The sequence below is a fragment of the Variovorax sp. GW821-FHT09D07 genome (genome assembly GCF_059416345.1).
Window position 1 is genome coordinate 59,368 of the sequence record NZ_JBWKOY010000004.1, and the last position, 18,538, is coordinate 77,905.

At 70.2% G+C, this 18,538-nt stretch carries 18 protein-coding genes; 13 read left to right on the forward strand and 5 right to left on the reverse strand.

The genetic code is table 11. The features are described from left to right. Nucleotides 1–5: 5 nt before the first annotated feature. From AC07OX_RS15950 to AC07OX_RS15975, 6 genes are read left to right on the forward strand one after another with little or no spacing between them, the layout of a single operon-like run. Nucleotides 6–881, forward strand: coding sequence for an SURF1 family protein (locus tag AC07OX_RS15950; protein ID WP_495261219.1), 876 nt, complete (start codon nt 6–8; stop codon nt 879–881). Beyond that, on the forward strand, nt 865–1,548 hold the full coding sequence (locus AC07OX_RS15955; RefSeq protein WP_495261218.1) for a redox-active disulfide-containing membrane protein: 684 nt from the start codon (nt 865–867) through the stop codon (nt 1,546–1,548). Before AC07OX_RS15950 ends, AC07OX_RS15955 begins: the two co-directional genes overlap by 17 nt. A 24-nt stretch (nt 1,549–1,572) precedes the next feature. After that, nucleotides 1,573–2,796, forward strand: coding sequence for a COX15/CtaA family protein (locus tag AC07OX_RS15960; protein WP_159272987.1), 1,224 nt, complete (start codon nt 1,573–1,575; stop codon nt 2,794–2,796). After that, entirely contained in the window at nt 2,793–3,698 is a 906-nt protein-coding gene (cyoE, locus tag AC07OX_RS15965) for a heme o synthase (RefSeq protein ID WP_159272988.1), read from the forward strand. The genes AC07OX_RS15960 and cyoE overlap by 4 nt, the downstream gene beginning before the upstream one ends. Nucleotides 3,699–3,715: 17 nt before the next feature. After that, a complete protein-coding gene (locus tag AC07OX_RS15970; RefSeq protein WP_083259257.1) occupies nt 3,716–4,336 on the forward strand; it encodes an SCO family protein in 621 nt (206 codons plus the stop codon). A gap of 16 nt (nt 4,337–4,352) precedes the next feature. Beyond that, nucleotides 4,353–5,183, forward strand: coding sequence for a DNA alkylation repair protein (locus tag AC07OX_RS15975; protein WP_495261217.1), 831 nt, complete (start codon nt 4,353–4,355; stop codon nt 5,181–5,183). A 67-nt stretch (nt 5,184–5,250) separates the two neighbouring features. Here AC07OX_RS15975 and rpoH read toward each other — a convergent pair whose 3' ends face one another. Continuing rightward, a complete protein-coding gene (rpoH, locus tag AC07OX_RS15980; RefSeq protein WP_099792678.1) occupies nt 5,251–6,192 on the reverse strand; it encodes an RNA polymerase sigma factor RpoH in 942 nt (313 codons plus the stop codon). A gap of 136 nt (nt 6,193–6,328) precedes the next feature. After that, a complete protein-coding gene (locus AC07OX_RS15985; protein WP_495261216.1) occupies nt 6,329–7,246 on the reverse strand; it encodes a LysR substrate-binding domain-containing protein in 918 nt (305 codons plus the stop codon). Between the two features lie 114 nt (nt 7,247–7,360). On the opposite strand from AC07OX_RS15985, the gene AC07OX_RS15990 reads away from it, so the two are divergent. Beyond that, entirely contained in the window at nt 7,361–8,176 is an 816-nt protein-coding gene (locus AC07OX_RS15990; protein ID WP_495261215.1) for an aminotransferase class IV family protein, read from the forward strand. Between the two features lie 50 nt (nt 8,177–8,226). Here AC07OX_RS15990 and AC07OX_RS15995 read toward each other — a convergent pair whose 3' ends face one another. Next, a complete protein-coding gene (locus tag AC07OX_RS15995) occupies nt 8,227–8,691 on the reverse strand; it encodes an Mpo1 family 2-hydroxy fatty acid dioxygenase (RefSeq protein WP_144004491.1) in 465 nt (154 codons plus the stop codon). Nucleotides 8,692–8,835: 144 nt separating this feature from the next. On the opposite strand from AC07OX_RS15995, the gene AC07OX_RS16000 reads away from it, so the two are divergent. The 3 genes from AC07OX_RS16000 to AC07OX_RS16010 all read left to right on the forward strand — a co-directional run bounded on the left by AC07OX_RS16000 (nt 8,836) and on the right by AC07OX_RS16010 (nt 12,585). Then, nucleotides 8,836–9,555, forward strand: a complete 720-nt coding sequence (locus AC07OX_RS16000; protein WP_495261214.1) for a response regulator transcription factor — start codon at nt 8,836–8,838, stop codon at nt 9,553–9,555. Next, nucleotides 9,552–11,351 carry a hybrid sensor histidine kinase/response regulator gene (locus tag AC07OX_RS16005; protein WP_495261213.1) on the forward strand — a complete coding sequence of 600 codons (1,800 nt, stop codon included), beginning with the start codon at nt 9,552–9,554 and terminating at the stop codon, nt 11,349–11,351. The genes AC07OX_RS16000 and AC07OX_RS16005 overlap by 4 nt, the downstream gene beginning before the upstream one ends. A 193-nt stretch (nt 11,352–11,544) precedes the next feature. Next, entirely contained in the window at nt 11,545–12,585 is a 1,041-nt protein-coding gene (locus tag AC07OX_RS16010; RefSeq protein ID WP_495261212.1) for a hypothetical protein, read from the forward strand. Nucleotides 12,586–12,713: 128 nt separating this feature from the next. On the opposite strand, the gene ftsY is transcribed toward AC07OX_RS16010, so the two are convergent. Continuing rightward, on the reverse strand, nt 12,714–14,015 hold the full coding sequence (gene ftsY, locus AC07OX_RS16015; RefSeq protein WP_495261211.1) for a signal recognition particle-docking protein FtsY: 1,302 nt from the start codon (nt 14,013–14,015) through the stop codon (nt 12,714–12,716). Between the two features lie 29 nt (nt 14,016–14,044). On the opposite strand from ftsY, the gene AC07OX_RS16020 reads away from it, so the two are divergent. Further along, complete coding sequence (locus AC07OX_RS16020; RefSeq protein WP_095746684.1) at nt 14,045–15,490, forward strand: M16 family metallopeptidase; 1,446 nt, start codon at nt 14,045–14,047, stop codon at nt 15,488–15,490. 18 nt (nt 15,491–15,508) lie between these two features. Further along, complete coding sequence (locus AC07OX_RS16025) at nt 15,509–16,873, forward strand: M16 family metallopeptidase (RefSeq protein ID WP_495261210.1); 1,365 nt, start codon at nt 15,509–15,511, stop codon at nt 16,871–16,873. A gap of 15 nt (nt 16,874–16,888) precedes the next feature. Here AC07OX_RS16025 and AC07OX_RS16030 read toward each other — a convergent pair whose 3' ends face one another. Beyond that, nucleotides 16,889–17,800 (reverse strand): LysR family transcriptional regulator ArgP, encoded by a 912-nt coding sequence (locus AC07OX_RS16030; RefSeq protein ID WP_062481446.1) that lies wholly within the window; start codon nt 17,798–17,800, stop codon nt 16,889–16,891. 79 nt (nt 17,801–17,879) lie between these two features. On the opposite strand from AC07OX_RS16030, the gene AC07OX_RS16035 reads away from it, so the two are divergent. Continuing rightward, on the forward strand, nt 17,880–18,515 hold the full coding sequence (locus AC07OX_RS16035) for a LysE/ArgO family amino acid transporter (RefSeq protein WP_095746682.1): 636 nt from the start codon (nt 17,880–17,882) through the stop codon (nt 18,513–18,515). Nucleotides 18,516–18,538: the final 23 nt, after the last annotated feature.

The window sequence follows — 18,538 nt, forward strand, 5'->3', positions numbered from 1 at the left end:
CTCCAGTGACCCCCGAGCCTCTCGTTTCCTCTGCCACGCCGCGCCGCCGCGCGGGCCGGGGCCGTTTCCTGGTCGTGACGCTGGCGGCCGTGCTGGCGCTGGCCGCCACTGTGTCGCTGGGCCGCTGGCAGCTGTCGCGCGCTGCGCAGAAAGAGGCGCTGCAGGCCCGCATCGATGCGCAGAAGCTGAAAGCCCCGCTGTCGCAGGCCGAGTTCCTGGCGCTGGGCGAAGCCGCCGGTGAAATGCACCGGCCGGTGCGCCTGCGCGGCCTGTGGCTCACGGCGCAGACGGTCTACCTGGACAACCGCCAGATGCACGGCACGCCGGGCTTCTACGTGCTGACGCCGTTCGCGCTCGAAGGCAGCGAGCAGGCCGTGATGGTCCAGCGCGGATGGGTGCAGCGCAATTTCGTCGACCGTACGCAGCTCGGTGTGGTCGAGACGCCGCCCGGCATCGTCGAGCTCACGGCGCTGATCGAGCCGCCGCCGAGCCATCTGTTCGAACTCGGCGCGAAGGCTGCGGCCGCACCGGCACCCGCGGCATCGGCCGCCGCACCGGCCCCTTCGGCTGCCGGCGCCAGCGCTCCGGCACCGGGCATTCAGGGGTCTTCCCCCATCCGGCAAAATCTCGACCTGGAGGCATTCCGCGCCGAGACCCAACTGCCGCTACGCACCGACGTGTCGCTGCAGCAGAGCGGGCCGGCGTCCGAGGGCCTGCAGCGCGACTGGCCGGCCCCGGCGTTGGGCCTTGAGAGGCACTACGGTTACGCATTCCAGTGGTTCGGCCTGTCGGCCCTCGTTGTCATCCTCTATGTCTGGTTCCAATTCATCTCCCCCTTCCGGCGCGCGCGGCGCCGCGCACGCGATGGCCGCGGCCTCTGACGAGCCGCTGGGCTTGACCGTGCACTCGATGCCGTCGCCGGGCCAGGCGCTGGACGAGGCCGAGAACCGCCGCACCGTCCACGGGCGCTGGAAGATGATCGCCGTGCTGCTGATGTGCGCGGCGCCCGTCATCGCCTCCTACTTCACCTACTACGTGATCCGCCCCGAGGGCCGCAGCGTGTACGGCGAGCTGATCGATCCGCAGCGCGAGATGCCCCGCCTCACGGCAACCGACCGCAGCGGCGCGCCGGTCGAGCTGGCCACGCTCAAGGGCCAGTGGCTGCTGGTGGCGGTGGCCGACGCCGCCTGCGACGCGCTGTGCGAGCAGCAGCTGTACCTGCAGCGTCAGCTGCGCGAGAGCCTGGGCCGCGAAAAAGACCGCCTGGACCGCGTCTGGCTCGTGAGCGACGCGGCGCCCGTGCCCGAGCGCCTGACCAACGGCCTGCACGGCGCGACCGTGCTGCGCGTGCCGGCCGACCAACTCGCCCGCTGGCTCGCGCCCGTGCAGGGCCACACGCTGCCCGAGCACCTCTACGTGGTCGATCCGATGGGCAACTGGATGATGCGTTTCCCGGCCCGCATGGACGCCGCCGGCGCGAGCCGCGCCAAGCGCGACATCGACCGCCTGCTGCGCGCCTCGTCCTCGTGGGACGAAGCCGGCCGCTGAGCCCGCGCGAACCACTACCGCCTCATGGACACGAGCTCCCTCTACGACCTCACGCCGATCGCCTGGATGATGGGCGCCGGCGTGCTGCTCGCGCTCGGACCGCTGGTCTGGGTGTGGCGCCGCAACGCCGGCTCCGGCCCCGCGCGGCGGTTGCATGCGCTGACCGTGCTCACGCTGTTCCTCACCTTCGACCTCACGCTGTTCGGCGCCTTCACGCGGCTCACCGATTCGGGCCTGGGCTGCCCCGACTGGCCCGGCTGCTACGGCAACGCCAGCCCGGCCGGCGCGCGCCACGAGATCGCCATGGCGCAGGCGGCCCAGCCGACCGGCCCGGTGACGCACAGCAAGGCCTGGATCGAGATGGTCCACCGCTACCTCGCGACCGGCGTCGGGGTGCTGATCCTCACGCTGGCCGGTGCCACCTGGATCGTGCGCCGCCGCCAGCGGCGCCAGCCCGCGCCGCCGGTCGACAGCGCGCACCACCACGTCGTGCTCAGCGCCTGGTGGCCCGCGGCCACGCTGGTCTGGGTCTGCCTGCAAGGCGCTTTCGGCGCCATGACCGTCACCTGGAAGCTGTTCCCCGCCATCGTCACGATGCACCTGATGGGCGCCATCGTGCTGCTCGCGCTGCTGTGCATCCAGGCCGTGCGCTACCGCCAGGTGGCGGCGCAGCGCCTGCCCACGGCCGTGTCGCCGGCCCTGCGCAACGGGCTGATCGCCACGGCGGTGCTGCTGGTGCTGCAGATCGCGCTCGGCGGCTGGGTCAGCACCAACTACGCGGTGCTGGCCTGCACGCAGTTCCCGACCTGCCAGGACAGCTGGTGGCCGCCGATGAACTTCGTGCAGGGCTTCGAGATCTGGCGCCACCTCGGCGTGACCGGCGAGGGCCAGCCGCTCGATTTTTCCGCTCTCACCGCCATCCACTATGCGCACCGCCTCATGGCGTACGCCGTGTTCGTGGCGCTCGGCCTGCTGGCCTGGCGCCTGCGCCGCCTCGAGGCGCTGCGCGCGCAGGCACACTGGCTGGCCGGCCTGGCGCTGCTGCAGCTGGCCACGGGCCTGGGCAACGTGCTGCTCGGCTGGCCGCTGGCCGCCGCCGTGCTCCACACCGGTGGCGCCGCGGCGCTGGCCGTGGTCCTGACCTGGGCGCTGTGCGAGAGCCGGCGCGAAAGCGCCGCCGCTGCACCGATTCCGCGCGCCGTCGACAATGCGCGCGGCACCCCCCAACCGAAGAAAGCCACCGCGTGAGCACCCCGATTCCTGTTCAGCACGCCAGCACCGCCAACGTGCTGCGCCAGTTCTACGCGCTCACCAAGCCGCGCGTGGTGCAGCTGATCGTGTTCTGCGCGCTCATCGGCATGGTGCTGGCCGTGCCCGGCCTGCCGTCGTGGGCCGACGTGCAGCGCGGCGTGCTGGCTTGCATCGGCATCTGGCTCGTGGCCGGTGCGGCCGCCGCATTCAACTGCCTGGTCGAGAAGGGCATCGACGCCAAGATGAAGCGCACCGCCTGGCGCCCCACGGCGCGCGGGCAGCTCAGCGACATGCAGGCGCTGGTGTTCTCGGCGCTGCTGTGCGCGGCGGGCTCGGCGCTGCTGTGGTTCACGGTCAACCCGCTGACCATGTGGCTCACGTTTGCCACCTTCGTCGGCTACGCGGTGATCTACACCGTCATCCTGAAGCCGCTGACGCCGCAGAACATCGTGATCGGCGGCGCCTCGGGCGCCATGCCGCCGGTGCTGGGCTGGGCCGCCATGACGGGCGATGTCGGCCCCGAGGCGCTGATCCTGTTCCTCATCATCTTCCTGTGGACCCCGCCGCACTTCTGGGCGCTGGCGCTGTACCGCGTCGAGGACTACCGCAAGGCCGGCCTGCCGATGCTGCCCGTGACGCACGGCAACGAGTTCACGCGGCTGCAGGTGCTGCTGTACACCTTCATCCTGTTCGCGGCCTGCCTGATGCCCTTCATCTACGGCATGAGCGGCTGGCTCTATCTCGTGGTCGCCATCGGCGTGAGCATCGGCTTCACCGGCTATGCCTTCGCGCTGTGGCGCAACTATTCCGACACGCTGGCGCGCAAGACCTTCCGGTTTTCGCTCATCCACCTGAGCGTGCTGTTCGCGGCGCTGCTCGTCGACCATTACCTCCGCTGACCGGACCTCACCTGCCCATGAACAAGCGCAATGCCCTGAAATCGATCGCCGCCACGGCCGGCTGGGTGGCCGCCTCTGCCACGCTGGGCCTGGGCCTTTCGGCCTGCAGCGAGCAGCCGAAACAGAGCTTCCAGGCGGTCGACATCACGGGCGCCGACTACGCCAAAGACTTCTCGCTCACCGACGCCGACGGCAAGGTGCGCACGCTGGCCGACTTCAAGGGCAAGGCGGTCGTGCTGTTCTTCGGCTACGTGCAGTGCCCCGACGTCTGCCCGACCACCATGACCGAGATGGCGCAGGTCAAGCAGCAACTCGGCGCCGACGGCAGCAAGCTGCAAGTGCTGTTCGTCACCGTCGATCCGGCGCGCGACACGCCCGAGGTGCTCAAGGCCTACATGGGCGCCTTCGACCCGAGCTTCGTGGCGCTCATCCCCACGGCCGAGCAGTTGGCCGCCGTCGCGAAGGACTTCAAGGTCTACTACAAGAAGGTCGACGGCAAGACCCCGACCAGCTACGCCATGGACCACTCGGCCGCTAGCTACATCTACGACCCGCAGGGCCGGCTGCGGCTCTACGCGCGCTACGGCGCGGGCGTGCCGGCCATGGTGTCGGATCTGAAGACGCTGCTCGCTTCCTGAGCCGGACGCTCACGGAATGGACACCGCATCGGTCGCGCACCTGAAGTCGCGCAAGGGCGCGTTCCGCATCGCGCTCATTCCGCCCGAGGTGCTGGGTGCGCTGAACGGCGGGCTGCTCGAGACCGTCAACCTCAACGAATTCCTCGCGCTCGAACTGCCGCTGCTCGCGCGCAGCGTGGCGGGCCATGTCGGCCTCGACGCGACGCACGAACGGCTGGACGACACGCTCGCCATGCTGGCCGCCTTCAAGCCCATGCAGCGTCACAGCCACATCGCGCGGGCGCTGTACGACATGACGGCCGAACACGCCGAGCGCGACGCCGTGGCACACCGGCTGGCCACGCACGCGAGCGACGTGGCGCGCTGCTGGGCGGTGCAGTGGATCACGCTGTCGGGCCTGCCGCTGGCGGCCCAGCTCGACGCCGTGCGCCGCTTTGCCGCCGACCCGCATTTCGGCGTGCGCGAGTTCGCCTGGATGGCGGTGCGCGACAGCGTCATCGATTCGCTCGACGAAGCGCTGGCGCTGCTGCAGCCCTGGGTGACCGATGCCGACCCGAACGTGCGCCGCTTCGCCAGCGAGCTCACGCGCCCGCGCGGCGTGTGGTGCGCGCAGATCGAGACGCTGAAGGCCGAGCCCTGGCTGGCGCTGCCGCTGCTGGAGCCGCTGCGCGCCGACGCGCATCGCTACGTGCAGAACTCGGTCGCCAACTGGCTCAACGACGCGAGCAAGACACAGCCCGAGTGGGTCGAGACGCTGTGCACGCGCTGGGTGGCCGAGTCGCCGACCGCCGAGACCCGCTACATCGCGAAGCGGGCGCTGCGCACGCTGACCAAGTCGACGCCCTGAAGCGCCCCCGAACGAAAAAAAGCCCGGCACTGCCGGGCTTTTTCGTGGAGGAGGGCGGTCGTGACGCTTACGCGTACTCGGCCAGCGCCTTCTTCATCTTCTTCATCGCCGCCACTTCGATCTGGCGGATGCGCTCGGCGCTCACGCCGTACACCGCGGCCAGGTCGTGCAGCGTCATGCCGCCCGAGCCGTCGTCGTTCACCTTGAGCCAGCGCTCTTCGACGATGCGGCGGCTGCGGTCGTCCAGCGCCTCCAGGGCGGTGGCGATGCCGTCGCTCGACAGGCGGTCGCGCTGCTGCGATTCGAGCAGGGCGGTCGGTTCCTGCGTGGCGTCGGCCAGGTAGGCAATGGGGCCGAAGCCTTCATCGCCGTCATCGGACGGACCCGGATCGAGCAGCACGTCGCCGCCCGACAGGCGGGTTTCCATCTCGAGCACTTCCTCGGGCTTCACGTTCAGGCGCGTGGCCATCTGCGAGACCTCGTCGGGGCTCAGCGTCTCGCGGTGCGTGCCGTTGTCGGCCGCGGCCGAGTCGGCCTTGAAACTCTGCTTCATCGAACGCAGATTGAAGAACAGCTTGCGCTGGGCCTTGGTCGTCGCGACCTTGACCATGCGCCAGTTCTTCAGGATGTACTCGTGGATCTCGGCCTTGATCCAGTGCATGGCGTAGCTCACCAGCCGCACGCCCTGGTCGGGGTCGAAACGCTTCACGGCCTTCATGAGGCCGACGTTGCCTTCCTGGATCAGGTCGCCGTGCGGCAGCCCGTAGCCCAGGTACTGGCGGGAAATGGACACGACCAGGCGCAGGTGCGACAGGATCAGCGCACCGGCGGCTTCGAGGTCGTTCTGGTCGCGCAACTTGCGTGCGAAGCCCTGCTCTTCTTCAAGCGTGAGCAGCGGCAGGCGGTTGGCGGCCGAAATGTAGGCATCCAGGTTGCCCAGCGGGGGGACCATCGACCAGGGGTTGGCGACGGCCAGCTGGTTGGCAGAGACTCCAGACAGCGTTGTCATCAGGGGAAACTCCTTTGTGTTGGCCATATTAGCACTCGGTTAGAGGGAGTGCTAAGCCAAGGGTTCCCTTGGGTTTCTATCGTTGCGATAGCTTTTGTCGCGATTTGTTGGATATTTGTATGCCGTTTGGCGTTTTTCAAGTCCTGGACGCCTGCCCCAGCAACCAGTCCTGGAACGCCAGGATGCGCGGGTCCCGGGCGCTGCCTTCCGGGTAGACCAGGTGGTAGGCGTAGCCCGCCGCCATGGGCACGCCGATGTCGAACAGCCGCACCAGCCGGCCCTGGGCGAGGTCGGCGCCGATCATGTCCAGGTCGGCCAGTCCGACCATGCCGCTCTCGGTGACGGCGCGCACCACGTCGCTCGAGTCGGCGAAGCCGATGCAGCGGCTGTCGTCGAAGCCCTCGATGCCCGCCGCGGCCATCCACATCGGCCAGTTGGGCCAGACCATGCCGTCGGTCTTCCAGTCGACGTAGCACAGCGTGTGCTGGAGCAGGTCGCGCGGCGTTGCCAGCGGGGGCCCGCTGGCGAGCAGCCTGGGGCTGCAGACCGGCACGATGACGGTGTCGAACAGCCGCTGCGCGCGTGTGCCCGGGTCTTGTCCGTTGCCGAAGCGGATCGCCACGTCGATGTCGTCGGCGTCGAAATCCCGCAGCGCGTCGGAAATATCGAAACCCAGTTCCAGCCCCGGATTCGCGGCCCGGAACTGCGGCAGCCGGGGCAGCAGCCAGTTGGTCGCGAAACGGGCGCTGGTCGACACGCGCAGCGTCGCCGCCCCGCGCGCCATGCGCCGGGCGCGGCCGGCGGCGCGGCGCAGGGTGTCGAGCGCGTCGGCGGTGGCCTCGAACCACACCGCGCCGGCCGGCGTCAGGCGGATGCTGCGGCTGGTGCGCGTGAACAGCACCACGCCGAGTTGCTCCTCGATCTCCTTGATCTGGTGGCTCACGGCCGCCGGCGTCAGTCCGACTTCTTCGGCGGCCCGCGTGAAGTTCAGGTGCCGCCCGGCGGCCTCGAAGGTGCGCAGGGCGCGGGTGCCGGGGAGCAGTCTGGGGTGCATTGATCTTCAAATGGTTTTTGATGATTTTCCAAAAACTATTCGTTTCTCTTGGGGAAGTCAACGCGGGATAGTTCAGGAACTTGATGATCCATCCCCTCGAGGAGCCACGAAACCATGTCCGCCAGCGTCCCTTCTTCTTTCTTTGTCGTGCAGCGCAACGGCCAGCCGGTGCCCGCCGCGGACCTGGCCCCGCTCGCCTTCGCCGGCCACGCGCATTTCACGGCCATGCAGGTGCGCGGCGGCCGGGTGCGGGGCCTCGACCTCCACCTGGCGCGGCTGCGCTTCGCCTCGCAGACCCTGTTCGGCCAGGCGCTGCCCGACGACACGGTGCGCGCCCACCTGCGGGCGGCGCTCGCGGCCGGCCCAGCCGACCTGTCGCTGACCGCCACCGTCTACTCCCCAGCCGGCGAGTTCACCGCGGCCGACGTGGTGCCCGAGGTGCTGGTCCGCACCGGCCCGCCTTCCAACGGCCCCGCCGGCCCGCTGACCCTGGCCGCGATCGAGCACGAGCGCTTCCTGCCGGCCGTGAAGCACGTCGGCGAAGGCGCCAAGACCCAGCTGTTGCATCAGGCCGTCGCGCGGGGTTTCGACGACGCGGCCTTTCTCGACCGGCACGGCCGGCTCGGCGAGGCGTCGATCTGGAACCTGGCCTTCTGGGACGGCGAGGCGGTGGTGTGGCCCGAAGCCGAGATCCTGACTGGCACCACGATGGGCATCGTGCGCCGGCAGCTCGAACGCCTCGGTGTCCCGCAGCGCAGCCAGGTGCTGCGGATGGCCGACCTGCCCGCGCTGGCCGGCGCCGTGGTCATGAACTCGTGGACGCCGGGCGTGGCGGTGCACCGCATCGGCGACGTGGTGTTGCCGCCAGCGCCGGCTTTCGTGGAACTGCTGCACCGGGCCTATGAGGCCGAGCCGCTCGTGTCGCCTTGAAGGAACCCCGCGCGCGGACGCTGCGCACCGGCGTGGCCGGGCCTGCGGGGCTACCAGCGAATGCCGAGTTTGACGAACAACTTCGACAGCACGAACAGCGGACCGACCCAGAGGTACTGGATGTCCTCGAAGAACGACGGCTTCTTGCCTTCGATCTTGTGGCCGACGAACTGGAAGATCCACGCCACCACGAAGATCGCCGCCGACACCGGCGCCACCGCGGTGCCCATCGCATGCACCGCCACCAGCGCCAGCACCGTGAGCGCCAGCATCGTGACGAGGAAGGCCGGCGAGCGCAGCAGGGCGTAGTACACGAGGCTGGCCGCCACGAAGGCGTAGGCCACCCACGGATGGATCGCGAACAGCAGCCCGACGATGCTCAGCATGATCGCGGGAATGGCCACGAAGTGGATCAGCTCGTTGGTCGGATGGCGGTGGCTCTCCTCGTAGTGGGCGAGCAGGCGGTCGACCTTGCGCTCGCTGGTGGCGAGCGGGGCGGCGGCAGTGTGGGTCATGGCAGGTCTCCGGGGCGCCGTGCGTTGCGGCAAGACGTCCATGGTGCCCACGGCGCCGCGCCGTGGCAAGTGGCGCCAGCCCGGGTCAGGGCGCCATGACTTAGGGCACTGTCGCGCGGGGCTTGCGCCGCTAAGATCAAATCCGTGGCCTCTTTCGACTCCCCCTCCGCACCCCCGCCGCCCCTCACCGACACCGGTGTGCCTGCCGGCGTGTCCGGCGCGATCCTGGTGGTCGACGACCACGACCTGCTGCGCCTGGGCGTGAGCGCGCTGGTGCAGGCCCAGGCCGCCACCTCGGGCGCGCGCATTTCGGTGTTCGAGGCCGGCAACATCGCCGACGCGCTCGCGCTCTATGCGGCGAACGAGGCGGCCATCGGCCTCGTGCTGCTTGACCTCGCGCTGCCCGACACGCACGGGCTCAGCGGCCTGGCCGAGTTCCGGCTGCGCTTTCCGGCGGCGCGCGTCGTCGTGCTCTCGGGCACCGCCAACAGCACGCTGGCGCAGGGCGCGCTCGCACTCGGTGCCAGCGCCTTCCTGCCCAAGTCCGCCGACCTGAAGGAGATGGTGGGCTTCATCCGCGCCTGCGGCCTGTTCGAGGCCGATGGCACGCCGCAGCAGCCGCTGCCGCCCGCGGCACTGCCCAAGTCGCTGTCGGGGTACGCGGAGTTCGCGCACGCCAGCGCCTGGCAGGAGCTCACGCCGCGCCAGATGCAGGTGCTGCAGTGGGTGCTCGAAGGCAAGGCGAACAAGGAGATCGCGCAACTGGCCAACCTGAGCGAGGGCACGGTGAAGAACCATGTCTCGACCATCCTGCTGCTGTTCGGCATGCGCTCGCGCGCCCAGCTGATCAGCATGCTGCGTTGAGCGGCGCCACGCTGGCGGGCCGCGGCGACGCCGCCGCCGGCCAGCTGCTCGGCCAGCGCGTGCTGCGCGAGCACGTCGGCTCGGTCTACGACACCTACGGCATCTCCACGCTGACCCACCTGGGCTTCGTGATCGTGTTCGGCTGCATCATCTACTCGCAGCTCAGCGATGCGCGCCTGCTGTTCTGGATGGCGGCGCTGGTGGCGGTCGACATCTACGTCTTCTTCACGCCGCGCTGGACGCCCGACAAGCCGGCCTCCGAGAGCCCGTACTGGGCGCGCAAGATCTCGCGCATGGTCACGCTGGTCAGCATGATCACGGCGGTGGTGCCCTGGTTCATCGTGCCGCACGAGAACCTGCCCATGACCTCGCTGCTGATGGCCGTGATCGTCGGCAGCTGCGCGCGCGCCGCGCAGTCGCTGTGGCCGCTCAAGCCCGCGCTGTTCGGCTACACGCTGCCCATGTCGCTGGGCATGATCATCGCGCTGGCCTGGCAGGGCGACGGCCTGCACCTGTTCCTGGCCGCGGCGGGCTCGGCCTACCTGATGCTCACGCTGCACGCCGGCGTGCGCCAGCACCGGCTGCTGACCGACTCGCTCATGTTGCGTTTCGAGAACGAAGCGCTGGCCGCGCGCCTGGGTGAGCAGATCGCCGCCACCGAGCGTGCCAGCGAAGAAAAGACCCGCTTCCTCGGCGCCGCCAGCCACGACCTGCGCCAGCCGCTGCACGCCATCGCGCTGTTCGGCGCCGCGCTCGAGAACGAACTGCGCGGGCGCCCCGAGAGCCGCAACGCCGAGCGCCTGATGCGCGCCGTGAACGCGCTGGGCGCCTCGCTCGACACCATGCTCGATGTGTCCCGGCTCGACGCGGGCGTCATCACGCCGTCGCCGCAGCCTGTCGAGCTTGATGCGCTGTTCCTGCCGCTCAACCACACCTTCTCGGCGCAGGCCGAGCAGAAGGAGCTGCAGCTGCGCGTGCGCGCCAGCGGCCTGTGGGTGCGTAGCGATCCGCAGCTGCTGCACCGCATGCTGTCCAATCTGATGGACAACGCCCTCAAGTACACCGTGCAGGGCGGCGTGACCGTGACGGCGCGCGACCGTGGCGACACCGTGTGGATCGAGGTGCGCGACACCGGCATCGGCATCGCGCCCGAGCAGTCGCACCGCATCTTCGAAGAGTTCTACCAAATCGATAACCCGGGCCGCGACCGTGCGCGCGGCCTGGGCATCGGCCTGTCGATCGTGCGCCGCCTGTCGCGGCTGCTGGGCCATCCGGTGCAGATGCATTCGCGCCCGGGCCGCGGCACGCACTTCCGTGTCGTGCTGCCGACCGTGCCGCCGCAGGTCAGTGCGCTCGTGGGACCGTTCCCGGCCGGCAGCGCCGAACTGTCCGTGCGCCGCCGCGCCGCCGCGCTGCCCGGGCGCGTGCTGCTGATGGACGACGAACTCGAAATCCGCGAGGCCATGACCGGCCTGCTGCGCTCCCACGCGATCGACGCACACGCCGTCGCCGACGAGGCCGCCGCGGCCGATGCGCTGCACCAGGCCCGCGCCGAGGGCCGTCCCTTCGGCCTGCTGATGTGCGACTACCGCCTGGCCGACGGCGTCGACGGCCTGGACGTGGGCCTGCGCCTGAGTCGGCATCTGGGCACCGAGCTGCCGCTGCTGCTGATCACCGGCGAGACCTCGCCCGACCGCCTGCAGCGCGTGCGCGAGTCGGGCGTGCCCGTGCTGTTCAAGCCCGTGGCGCCCGATGCGCTGCTGCAGGCCATGGCGGGGCTCGCGACGGCACCGTAGCGTCTCGCACACAGCTTGCGATCGAAAGTGAATACGTTGTAGTTCATTGCGTGCCGATCGATCCGGATGGGCACATATGCAATGACTTTTGGCACTGCCGGGAACATCGGCCCCGTCGTAATTTCGGGTTTCCACGGCGTCGACGGACAGCGGTCCGCGTCGCCACCGAACAAGAATCGACAAGGGAGTGACCATGAATTTCAAACCTGCTGCAGTGGCCGCCGCGACGGCCGCGCTGCTGGCCCTGACGGCGTGCGGAGGTGGGGGCAGCGGCGGCGGTGGTGGTGGCTTCGTGTTGCCGCCGCCGGCCCCGCCGCCCGCACCGGCACCAGCCCCGGCGCCTGCACCCACACCAGCGCCGGCCCCCGCACCCGCGCCGAATCCGGGCGCGACCACTTTCCTGTACGAGGGCCTGCCGGCTGCGACCGCCACGTCGGCCTTCTTCGACAGCCTCGCGGCACAGGGCGCGCGCGGGTTCCGTTTCCTGAGCGGTTTCTCTTTCATGGCCAGCCCGACCACTGTCGATCAGGTCGATGGTTTCGTGAAGACCGTCGATGCGACCTACAGCTACGAGAAGAAGCCGCAGGCCACGTCCAACGCGGACCTGCTGAACCAGCTGAATGAAGCCGGTGCGCGGGGCTTCCAATGGGCGGGCGAGTGGAGCGTCGGTGGCGAGACCTTCTACTTCTACCGCAAGAGCAGCGCCGACACTGCCACCTACAGCTACCGTGTCGAGCTGGCGCCTAAGAGCAAGGCGGACTACCTGACGCAGGCGAACACCCAAGGCGCGAGCGGATTTTTCAACCGGACGACCGCGTTCATAACCGGAGATCCGGCGGGCACGGTCGCCGTCTATGAGAAGAGCTCGGTTGGCAACGCCACCTTCGCCTACGAGATGGGTGACATCAGCGGTGATCACGCTGGGTACCTTGCGCAATTCAACGAGCGCGGAAGCCGTGGCTTCCGTTTCCGGGGCGAACTCCTCTTTGCGGGGGGCAACGGTGTGCTCTACGCCAAGGACCTGTCGCAGTCGGCGACCTTCAACTTCTATTCGCTCGCACCGAGCACCAACACCACGGCCCTCATCCAGCAGGCGAACGCCGAAGGGGCCAAGAAGGCGGCGCTGCTCGGTCACCTGGCGCTGGGCACCAGCGAGCAGAAGGCCTACTACTTCACACCGACCGATTGCAACGTCAGCCCGTTGTGCGGCCCGACGTCACCGTTCGGTTTCTGATTTCCGAAGAGGCACACACGCAGGGGGAAATACAAAGGGAGAAAAAAGAAAGACAGGGAGCTGACGGTCCCCGGCGCGAGTCGGGGACCGTTTTTTTTGACCGAAGCGAACGGCGGCGAAAGCGCCGGTCAGCCCAGCAGCGCCTGCGCGAACTCGCGGGCGTTGAAGGTCTCGAGGTCCTCGAGCTTTTCGCCCACGCCGATGAAGTACACCGGAATCGGCCGCTCGCGCGCGATGGCGCACAGCACGCCGCCCTTGGCGGTGCCGTCGAGCTTGGTGACGATGAGGCCCGTGAGGCCCAGCGTCTCGTCGAAAGCCCTGACTTGCGCCAGCGCGTTCTGGCCGGTGTTGCCGTCGATCACCAGCAGCACCTCGTGCGGCGCGGTGGCGTCGGCCTTGGTGACGACGCGCTTGATCTTCTTGAGCTCGTCCATCAGGTGCAGCTGCGTCGGCAGGCGCCCGGCCGTGTCGACCAGCACCACGTCCTTGCCGCGCGCCTTGCCGGCGTTCACCGCGTCGAAGCTCACGGCCGACGGGTCGCCGCCTTCGTTGCTCACGATCTCGACGGTGTTGCGGTCGGCCCAGACCAGCAGCTGCTCGCGCGCCGCCGCCCGGAAGGTGTCGGCCGCGGCCAGCAGCACCGAAGCGCCCTCGGTGGCCAGGTGCTTGGTGAGCTTGCCGATGGAGGTGGTCTTGCCCGCGCCGTTGACGCCGGCCACCATGATCACGGTGGGCGTGTACTCGCCGATGACCAGTGGCTTCTCCAGCGGCTTGAGCAGGTCGGTGACGGCATCGGCCAGCAGGCGCTTGACCTGCGCGGCGTCGGTGGCCATCTGGCGCTTGACGCGCACCTTCAGGTCGTCGAGCAGGAACTCGGTGGCCTTGACGCCGGTGTCGGCCATGAGCAGCGCCGATTCGAGCTCTTCATACAGCGCGTCGTCGATCTGCGCGTTGACGAACACGGCCTGGATGCCGGTGCCGGTCTTGCGCAGGCCGGTCTTGAGCTTGTCGAACCAGCTCTTGCGCTCGGTGGCGATGGGGGCCGGCTCGACGACGGCGACAGGCGCGGGAGGCGGTGCGGGCACGGGCGCCGGAGGGGGCGGCGGTGGCGCGATGACGGGAGCGGGTGCAGGAACGGGGGCGGGCGCTGGCGCAGGGATCGGCGCTGGTGCATCGACCGGAGCTGGCGCGGGCGCCGGCGCCACCACGGGCGCGGCCGGTGCCGGCTCGGGGGCCGGCGCAGGGGTGAGTGCGGGTGCGGGAACAGGCGCTTCCGCTGCCGGCTTCGACCCGAACCAGCTCGACGGCGAGAACACCGAGCGTGCCGGTGCGGGTTCCGCGGCCGGGGGCGGCGCGGGTTCGGCGGTCGGCGGCGGGGCCGGTGTCACCGGGGCATCGGCAGGTGGTTTTTTCTTGAAGAAACTGAACATCGGGAGCTTTTTACAATCCGACCCATTCTATGAAACACCTCTCGCCACGCCGCGCTGCGTCTGGTGCGGTGCTGGCCCTGGCGCTTTCGGCGCTGTGGACCGTGCCCGCGCAGGCCCAGTCCACCCCCGCTCCCGCCGCGTCGACCCCTGCCGCCGCGGCCCCGGGCCCCCAGCAATTCACCCTCGCCAACGGCATGACCGTGATCGTGCAGACCGACCGGCGCTCGCCGACGGCGGTGCAGATGGTCTGGGTGCGGGTCGGCTCCATGGACGAGGTCGACGGCACCACGGGCGTGGCGCACGTGCTGGAGCACATGCTGTTCAAGGGCACGAAGAGCGTGCCGGCCGGCGAGTTCTCGCGCCGCGTGGCGGCGCTGGGCGGCCAGGAAAACGCCTTCACCATGCGCGACGCCACCGGCTACTACCAGCAGATCCCGGTCGGCAGCCTCGAGCAGGTGATGAAGCTCGAATCGGACCGCTTCGCCAACAACCAGTGGCCCGACGACGAGTTCAAGCGCGAGATCGAGGTGGTCAAGGAAGAGCGCCGCCTGCGCACCGACGACCAGCCGCGCGCCCTGCTCGGCGAGCAGCAGAGCGCGGCCGTCTTCACCGCGTCGCCGTACCGCCGCCCGGTGGTGGGCTGGATGAGCGACCTCGAATCGATGACGCCCGCCGACGCGCGCGCCTTCTTCCAGCGCTGGTACGTGCCGGCCAACGCCGTGCTCGTGGTGGCCGGCGACGTCGACGTGGCACGCGTGCGCGCGCTGGCCGAGAAGTACTACGGCAGCATCCCCGCGCGCGCCGTGCCGGAGCGCAAGCCGCGCACCGAGCCCGCGCAGCGCGGCATCCGCCGCCTCGAGTTCAAGGCCCCGGCCGAGCAGGCGTACGTGTCGCTTGCCTTCCGCGTGCCGCAGCTCACGAACATCGACGACGCCAACAGCGACGCCTGGGCGCTGGTGGTGCTCTCGGCCGTGCTCGACGGCTACGCCGGCGCGCGGCTCGACCGCGCACTCACACAGGGCCCCGGCCGCGTGGCCGATTCGGCCGGCGCGTACGCGGGCTTCATCGGCCGCGGTCCGCAGCTGTTCATGCTCGACGGCGTGCCGGCCGCCGGCAAGACCGCCGAGACGGTCGAGGCCGCGCTGCGCGCCCAGGTGGCGCGCGTGGCGAAAGAGGGCGTCGGCGAGGCCGAGCTGGCCCGCGTCAAGACGCAGTGGGTGGCGAGCGAGACCTACAAGCGCGATTCGGTGATGGCACAGGCGCGCGAACTCGGCAGCAACTGGATCCAGGGCCTGCCGCTGGACGCCAGCGAGCGCATCGTCGCCCGGCTGCAGGCCGTGACGGCGGCGCAGGTGCAGGCCGTGGCCGCCAAGTACTTCGGCGACGACCAGCTCACGGTCGCCACGCTGCGGCCCCTGCCGCCCGAACCCAAGCGCGGCCGCGGCTTCGCCGCCCCTGCTGGCGAGATGCGCTGAAAGGCACCGGATTCCTCCATGAAGAACCTCAAGAAATTTGCAAGCACCGCCCTCCTGGCGGGCATCACCGCGCTGTTCGGCATGGGCAGCGCGCAGGCCGCGTTGCCCATCCAGCACTGGACGCTGGCCAACGGCGCCAAGGTGTACCTGGTGTCGACCAACGCATTGCCGATCGTCGACGTGCAGATCGATTTCGACGCCGGCAGCCGGCGCGACCCGGCCGCGCAGGCCGGGCTGGCCAGCACCAGCGCCGCGATGGTCGAGAAGGGCGTGCGCGCCGGGCGCAACGGCGAGCCTGCGCTCGACCAGAATGCGCTGGGCGAGGCCTGGGCCGACCTGGGCGCCAGCTTCGACGTGAGCGCCGGCACCGACCGCACCAGCTACACGCTGCGCACGCTGTCCGACCCCGCGCTGCTGACCAAGGCCGTGGCCCTGGCCGCGCGCGAGATCGGCGAGCCCTCGTTCCCCGACGACATCTGGCCGCGCGAGCGCGAGCGCATCAACGCCGCCATCAAGGAAGCCAACACCAAGCCCGCCACCGTGGTCGGCCGCGCCTTCGCGCAGGCCGTGTACGGCACGCACCCCTACGGCCAGGAAGTGACGGAAGCCACGCTGGCGCGCATCGACACCGCGGCCATGCGCCAGCGCTACGAGCAGCTGATCCTGCCGTGCCGCGCCAAGCTCAGCATCGTGGGCGCGGTCACGCGCGCCGAGGCCGAGGCGCTCGCGACCACGCTGCTGTCGCGCCTGCCCAGCCCCGCCGCCTGCGCACCGCTGCCGGCCATCGCGCCGGTGGTGGCGCTCACGGCGCCGAAGGACGAGCGCATCGCGTTCGACTCGGCGCAGGCCCACGTCTTCATCGGCCAGCCCGGCTACCCGCGCCAGGACCCCGACCACTTCGCGCTCACGCTCGGCAACTACGTGCTCGGCGGCGGCGGCTTTGTTTCGCGGCTGACCGAAGAGGTGCGCGAGAAGCGCGGCCTGGCCTACAGCGTGTACAGCGGCTTTGCGCCGGGGCTCGACGCGGGCGCCTTCCGCATCGGCTTCCAGACCCGGCCCGACCAGGCCGAGGCGGCGACGAAGGTCTCGCGTGACGTGCTCGCGAAGTTCGTGGCCGAAGGCCCGACCGAGAAGGAGCTGAAGGCCGCCAAGGACAACCTGATCGGCGGCTTCCCGCTGCTCTTGGACAGCAATCGCAAGCTGATCGGCAACGTTGCCAATATCGCCTGGTACGGCCTGCCGCTGGACTACCTCGACACCTGGACCGCGCGCATGAACGCGGTCACGGCCGCCGACATCCAGGCCGCGTTCGCCCGCAAGCTGCAGCCGCAGCGCATGGTGACGGTGGTGGTGGGCGGCAAGCAGGCCGCCGCGGCGCAGTAAGAAGAAAAGAAGAGCTCAGGCCAGCGCGTGCGGCCCGCTGCGCGCGGCCTCGCGCACCGCGGCGCCGAGCTGCGCCAGCAGGCGCGGCGCCGCGCGGGCGTGCTGCCAGTACAGCGGCACCGGCAACGTCGCGCCGGGCACCAGTTCCACCAGCGTGCCGTCGCGCAATGCATCGGCCACCATGCTGGTCGGATGCATGCCCCAGCCGATGCCGCGGCAGGCCGCCTCGACGAAGGCGGCGGGCGAGGGCACCCAGTGGCGCGGCGTCTCCACGTTGCGGTGGCAGATGCGGCGCACCCAGCGGGCCTGCAGCCGGTCCTTGCGGTCGAACACCAGGTTCGGCGCGGCGGCCAGCGTGCGCGCGCCCACGCCCTTGGCGAAATGGCGTTCCACGAAACCGGGGCTCGCGGCGGCCACGTAGTGCACCGTGCCCAGCGCCTCGCTGTTGCAGCCCGTGACCGGCTGGGCCAGCGCGGTCACGGCCGCCAGCACCGCGCCGCTGCGCAGCCGCTCGGCCGTGTGGTCCTGGTCGTCGGCCGTGAGGTCGAGCAGGGCGTCGGGCGCCTGTGCGGCAAAGGCCGCGGCGCCCGCCATGAACCAGGTCGCGAGGCTGTCGGCGTTGACCGCCACCCGCACCGTGACCCGCTCGTGCGCCTCGCCGCTGCCCATGCCCAGCGCGGGCAGGGCCTCGCGCAGCTCGTGCTCCAGCATGCCCACGCGCTCGACGTGCCGGCACAGCTGCAGGCCGGCCTCGGTCGCCACGCAGGGCTGGCCGCGCACCAGCAGCGCGCCGCCGGTGCGCTCCTCGAGCAGCTTCACGCGCTGCGACACCGCCGAGGGCGTGACGTGCAGCGCGCGGGCGGCGCGCTCGAAACTGCCTTCGCGCACCACGGCGGCAAGGGCGTGCAGGGCGGCGTAGTCGAGCATGGTCGTGAATGAAGTAAAACTGAATCGACGTTAGAAAGTTTAGTTTGATTGAATCGGCTGCGGACGGCAAGCTCGGACCATGACCGCCGTTCACGCCTCCACCGCTTTCCTCAACGGGCTCTTCATGAGCCTGGTGCTCATCGTCGCCATCGGCGCCCAGAACGCCTACGTGCTGCGCCAGGGATTGCGCCGCGAGCACGTGAGCGCGGTGGTGCTGTTCTGCGCCGTCTGCGACGCGGTGCTGGTCGCCGCCGGCGTGGCCGGCATGGCGCAGGCGCTGAAGGGGCGGCCGATGCTGGCAACGCTGCTCGCGGGCTTCGGCGCGGCCTTTCTCTGCGGCTACGGCCTGCGCGCGCTGTGGCGCTCGCGCCAGCCGGGCGCGTTGCAGACGGTGTCGCAGGGCGCCTCGCGCTCGCGCGCCGCGGTGGTCGCGCAGGCCGCCGGCTTCACGCTGCTGAACCCGCACGTCTACCTGGACACCGTGCTGCTCGTGGGCACGGCCGGGGCGCAGTACCCGGGCCTGCTCAAGGCCTGGTTCGTCGTCGGGTCGACGCTGGCCAGCGTGCTGTGGTTCACCGCGCTGGGCTTCGGCGCGCGGCTGCTGGCGCCGGTGTTCGCACGGCCGCGCGCCTGGCAGATGCTCGATGCGCTCATCGGCGGCACGATGCTCGTGCTGGCCGCGCTGCTGGCCCGTCGCGCGTTCATGGGCTACTGAGTGAAGGGGGGCCAGCTGCGGCG

Excerpts from the sequence above, each read along its gene's own strand:
- AC07OX_RS15955 (WP_495261218.1), top strand. The coding sequence starts at position 865 with ATGGCCGCGGCCTCTGACGAGCCGCTGGGCTTGACCGTGCACTCGATG.
- AC07OX_RS15960 (WP_159272987.1), top strand. The coding sequence starts at position 1,573 with ATGGACACGAGCTCCCTCTACGACCTCACGCCGATCGCCTGGATGATG.
- AC07OX_RS15970 (WP_083259257.1), top strand. The coding sequence starts at position 3,716 with ATGAACAAGCGCAATGCCCTGAAATCGATCGCCGCCACGGCCGGCTGG.
- AC07OX_RS15975 (WP_495261217.1), top strand. The coding sequence starts at position 4,353 with ATGGACACCGCATCGGTCGCGCACCTGAAGTCGCGCAAGGGCGCGTTC.
- rpoH (WP_099792678.1), bottom strand. The coding sequence starts at position 6,192 with ATGACAACGCTGTCTGGAGTCTCTGCCAACCAGCTGGCCGTCGCCAAC.
- AC07OX_RS15985 (WP_495261216.1), bottom strand. The coding sequence starts at position 7,246 with ATGCACCCCAGACTGCTCCCCGGCACCCGCGCCCTGCGCACCTTCGAG.
- AC07OX_RS15990 (WP_495261215.1), top strand. The coding sequence starts at position 7,361 with ATGTCCGCCAGCGTCCCTTCTTCTTTCTTTGTCGTGCAGCGCAACGGC.
- AC07OX_RS15995 (WP_144004491.1), bottom strand. The coding sequence starts at position 8,691 with ATGACCCACACTGCCGCCGCCCCGCTCGCCACCAGCGAGCGCAAGGTC.
- AC07OX_RS16010 (WP_495261212.1), top strand. The coding sequence starts at position 11,545 with ATGAATTTCAAACCTGCTGCAGTGGCCGCCGCGACGGCCGCGCTGCTG.
- ftsY (WP_495261211.1), bottom strand. The coding sequence starts at position 14,015 with ATGTTCAGTTTCTTCAAGAAAAAACCACCTGCCGATGCCCCGGTGACA.
- AC07OX_RS16020 (WP_095746684.1), top strand. The coding sequence starts at position 14,045 with ATGAAACACCTCTCGCCACGCCGCGCTGCGTCTGGTGCGGTGCTGGCC.
- AC07OX_RS16025 (WP_495261210.1), top strand. The coding sequence starts at position 15,509 with ATGAAGAACCTCAAGAAATTTGCAAGCACCGCCCTCCTGGCGGGCATC.
- AC07OX_RS16030 (WP_062481446.1), bottom strand. The coding sequence starts at position 17,800 with ATGCTCGACTACGCCGCCCTGCACGCCCTTGCCGCCGTGGTGCGCGAA.
- AC07OX_RS16035 (WP_095746682.1), top strand. The coding sequence starts at position 17,880 with ATGACCGCCGTTCACGCCTCCACCGCTTTCCTCAACGGGCTCTTCATG.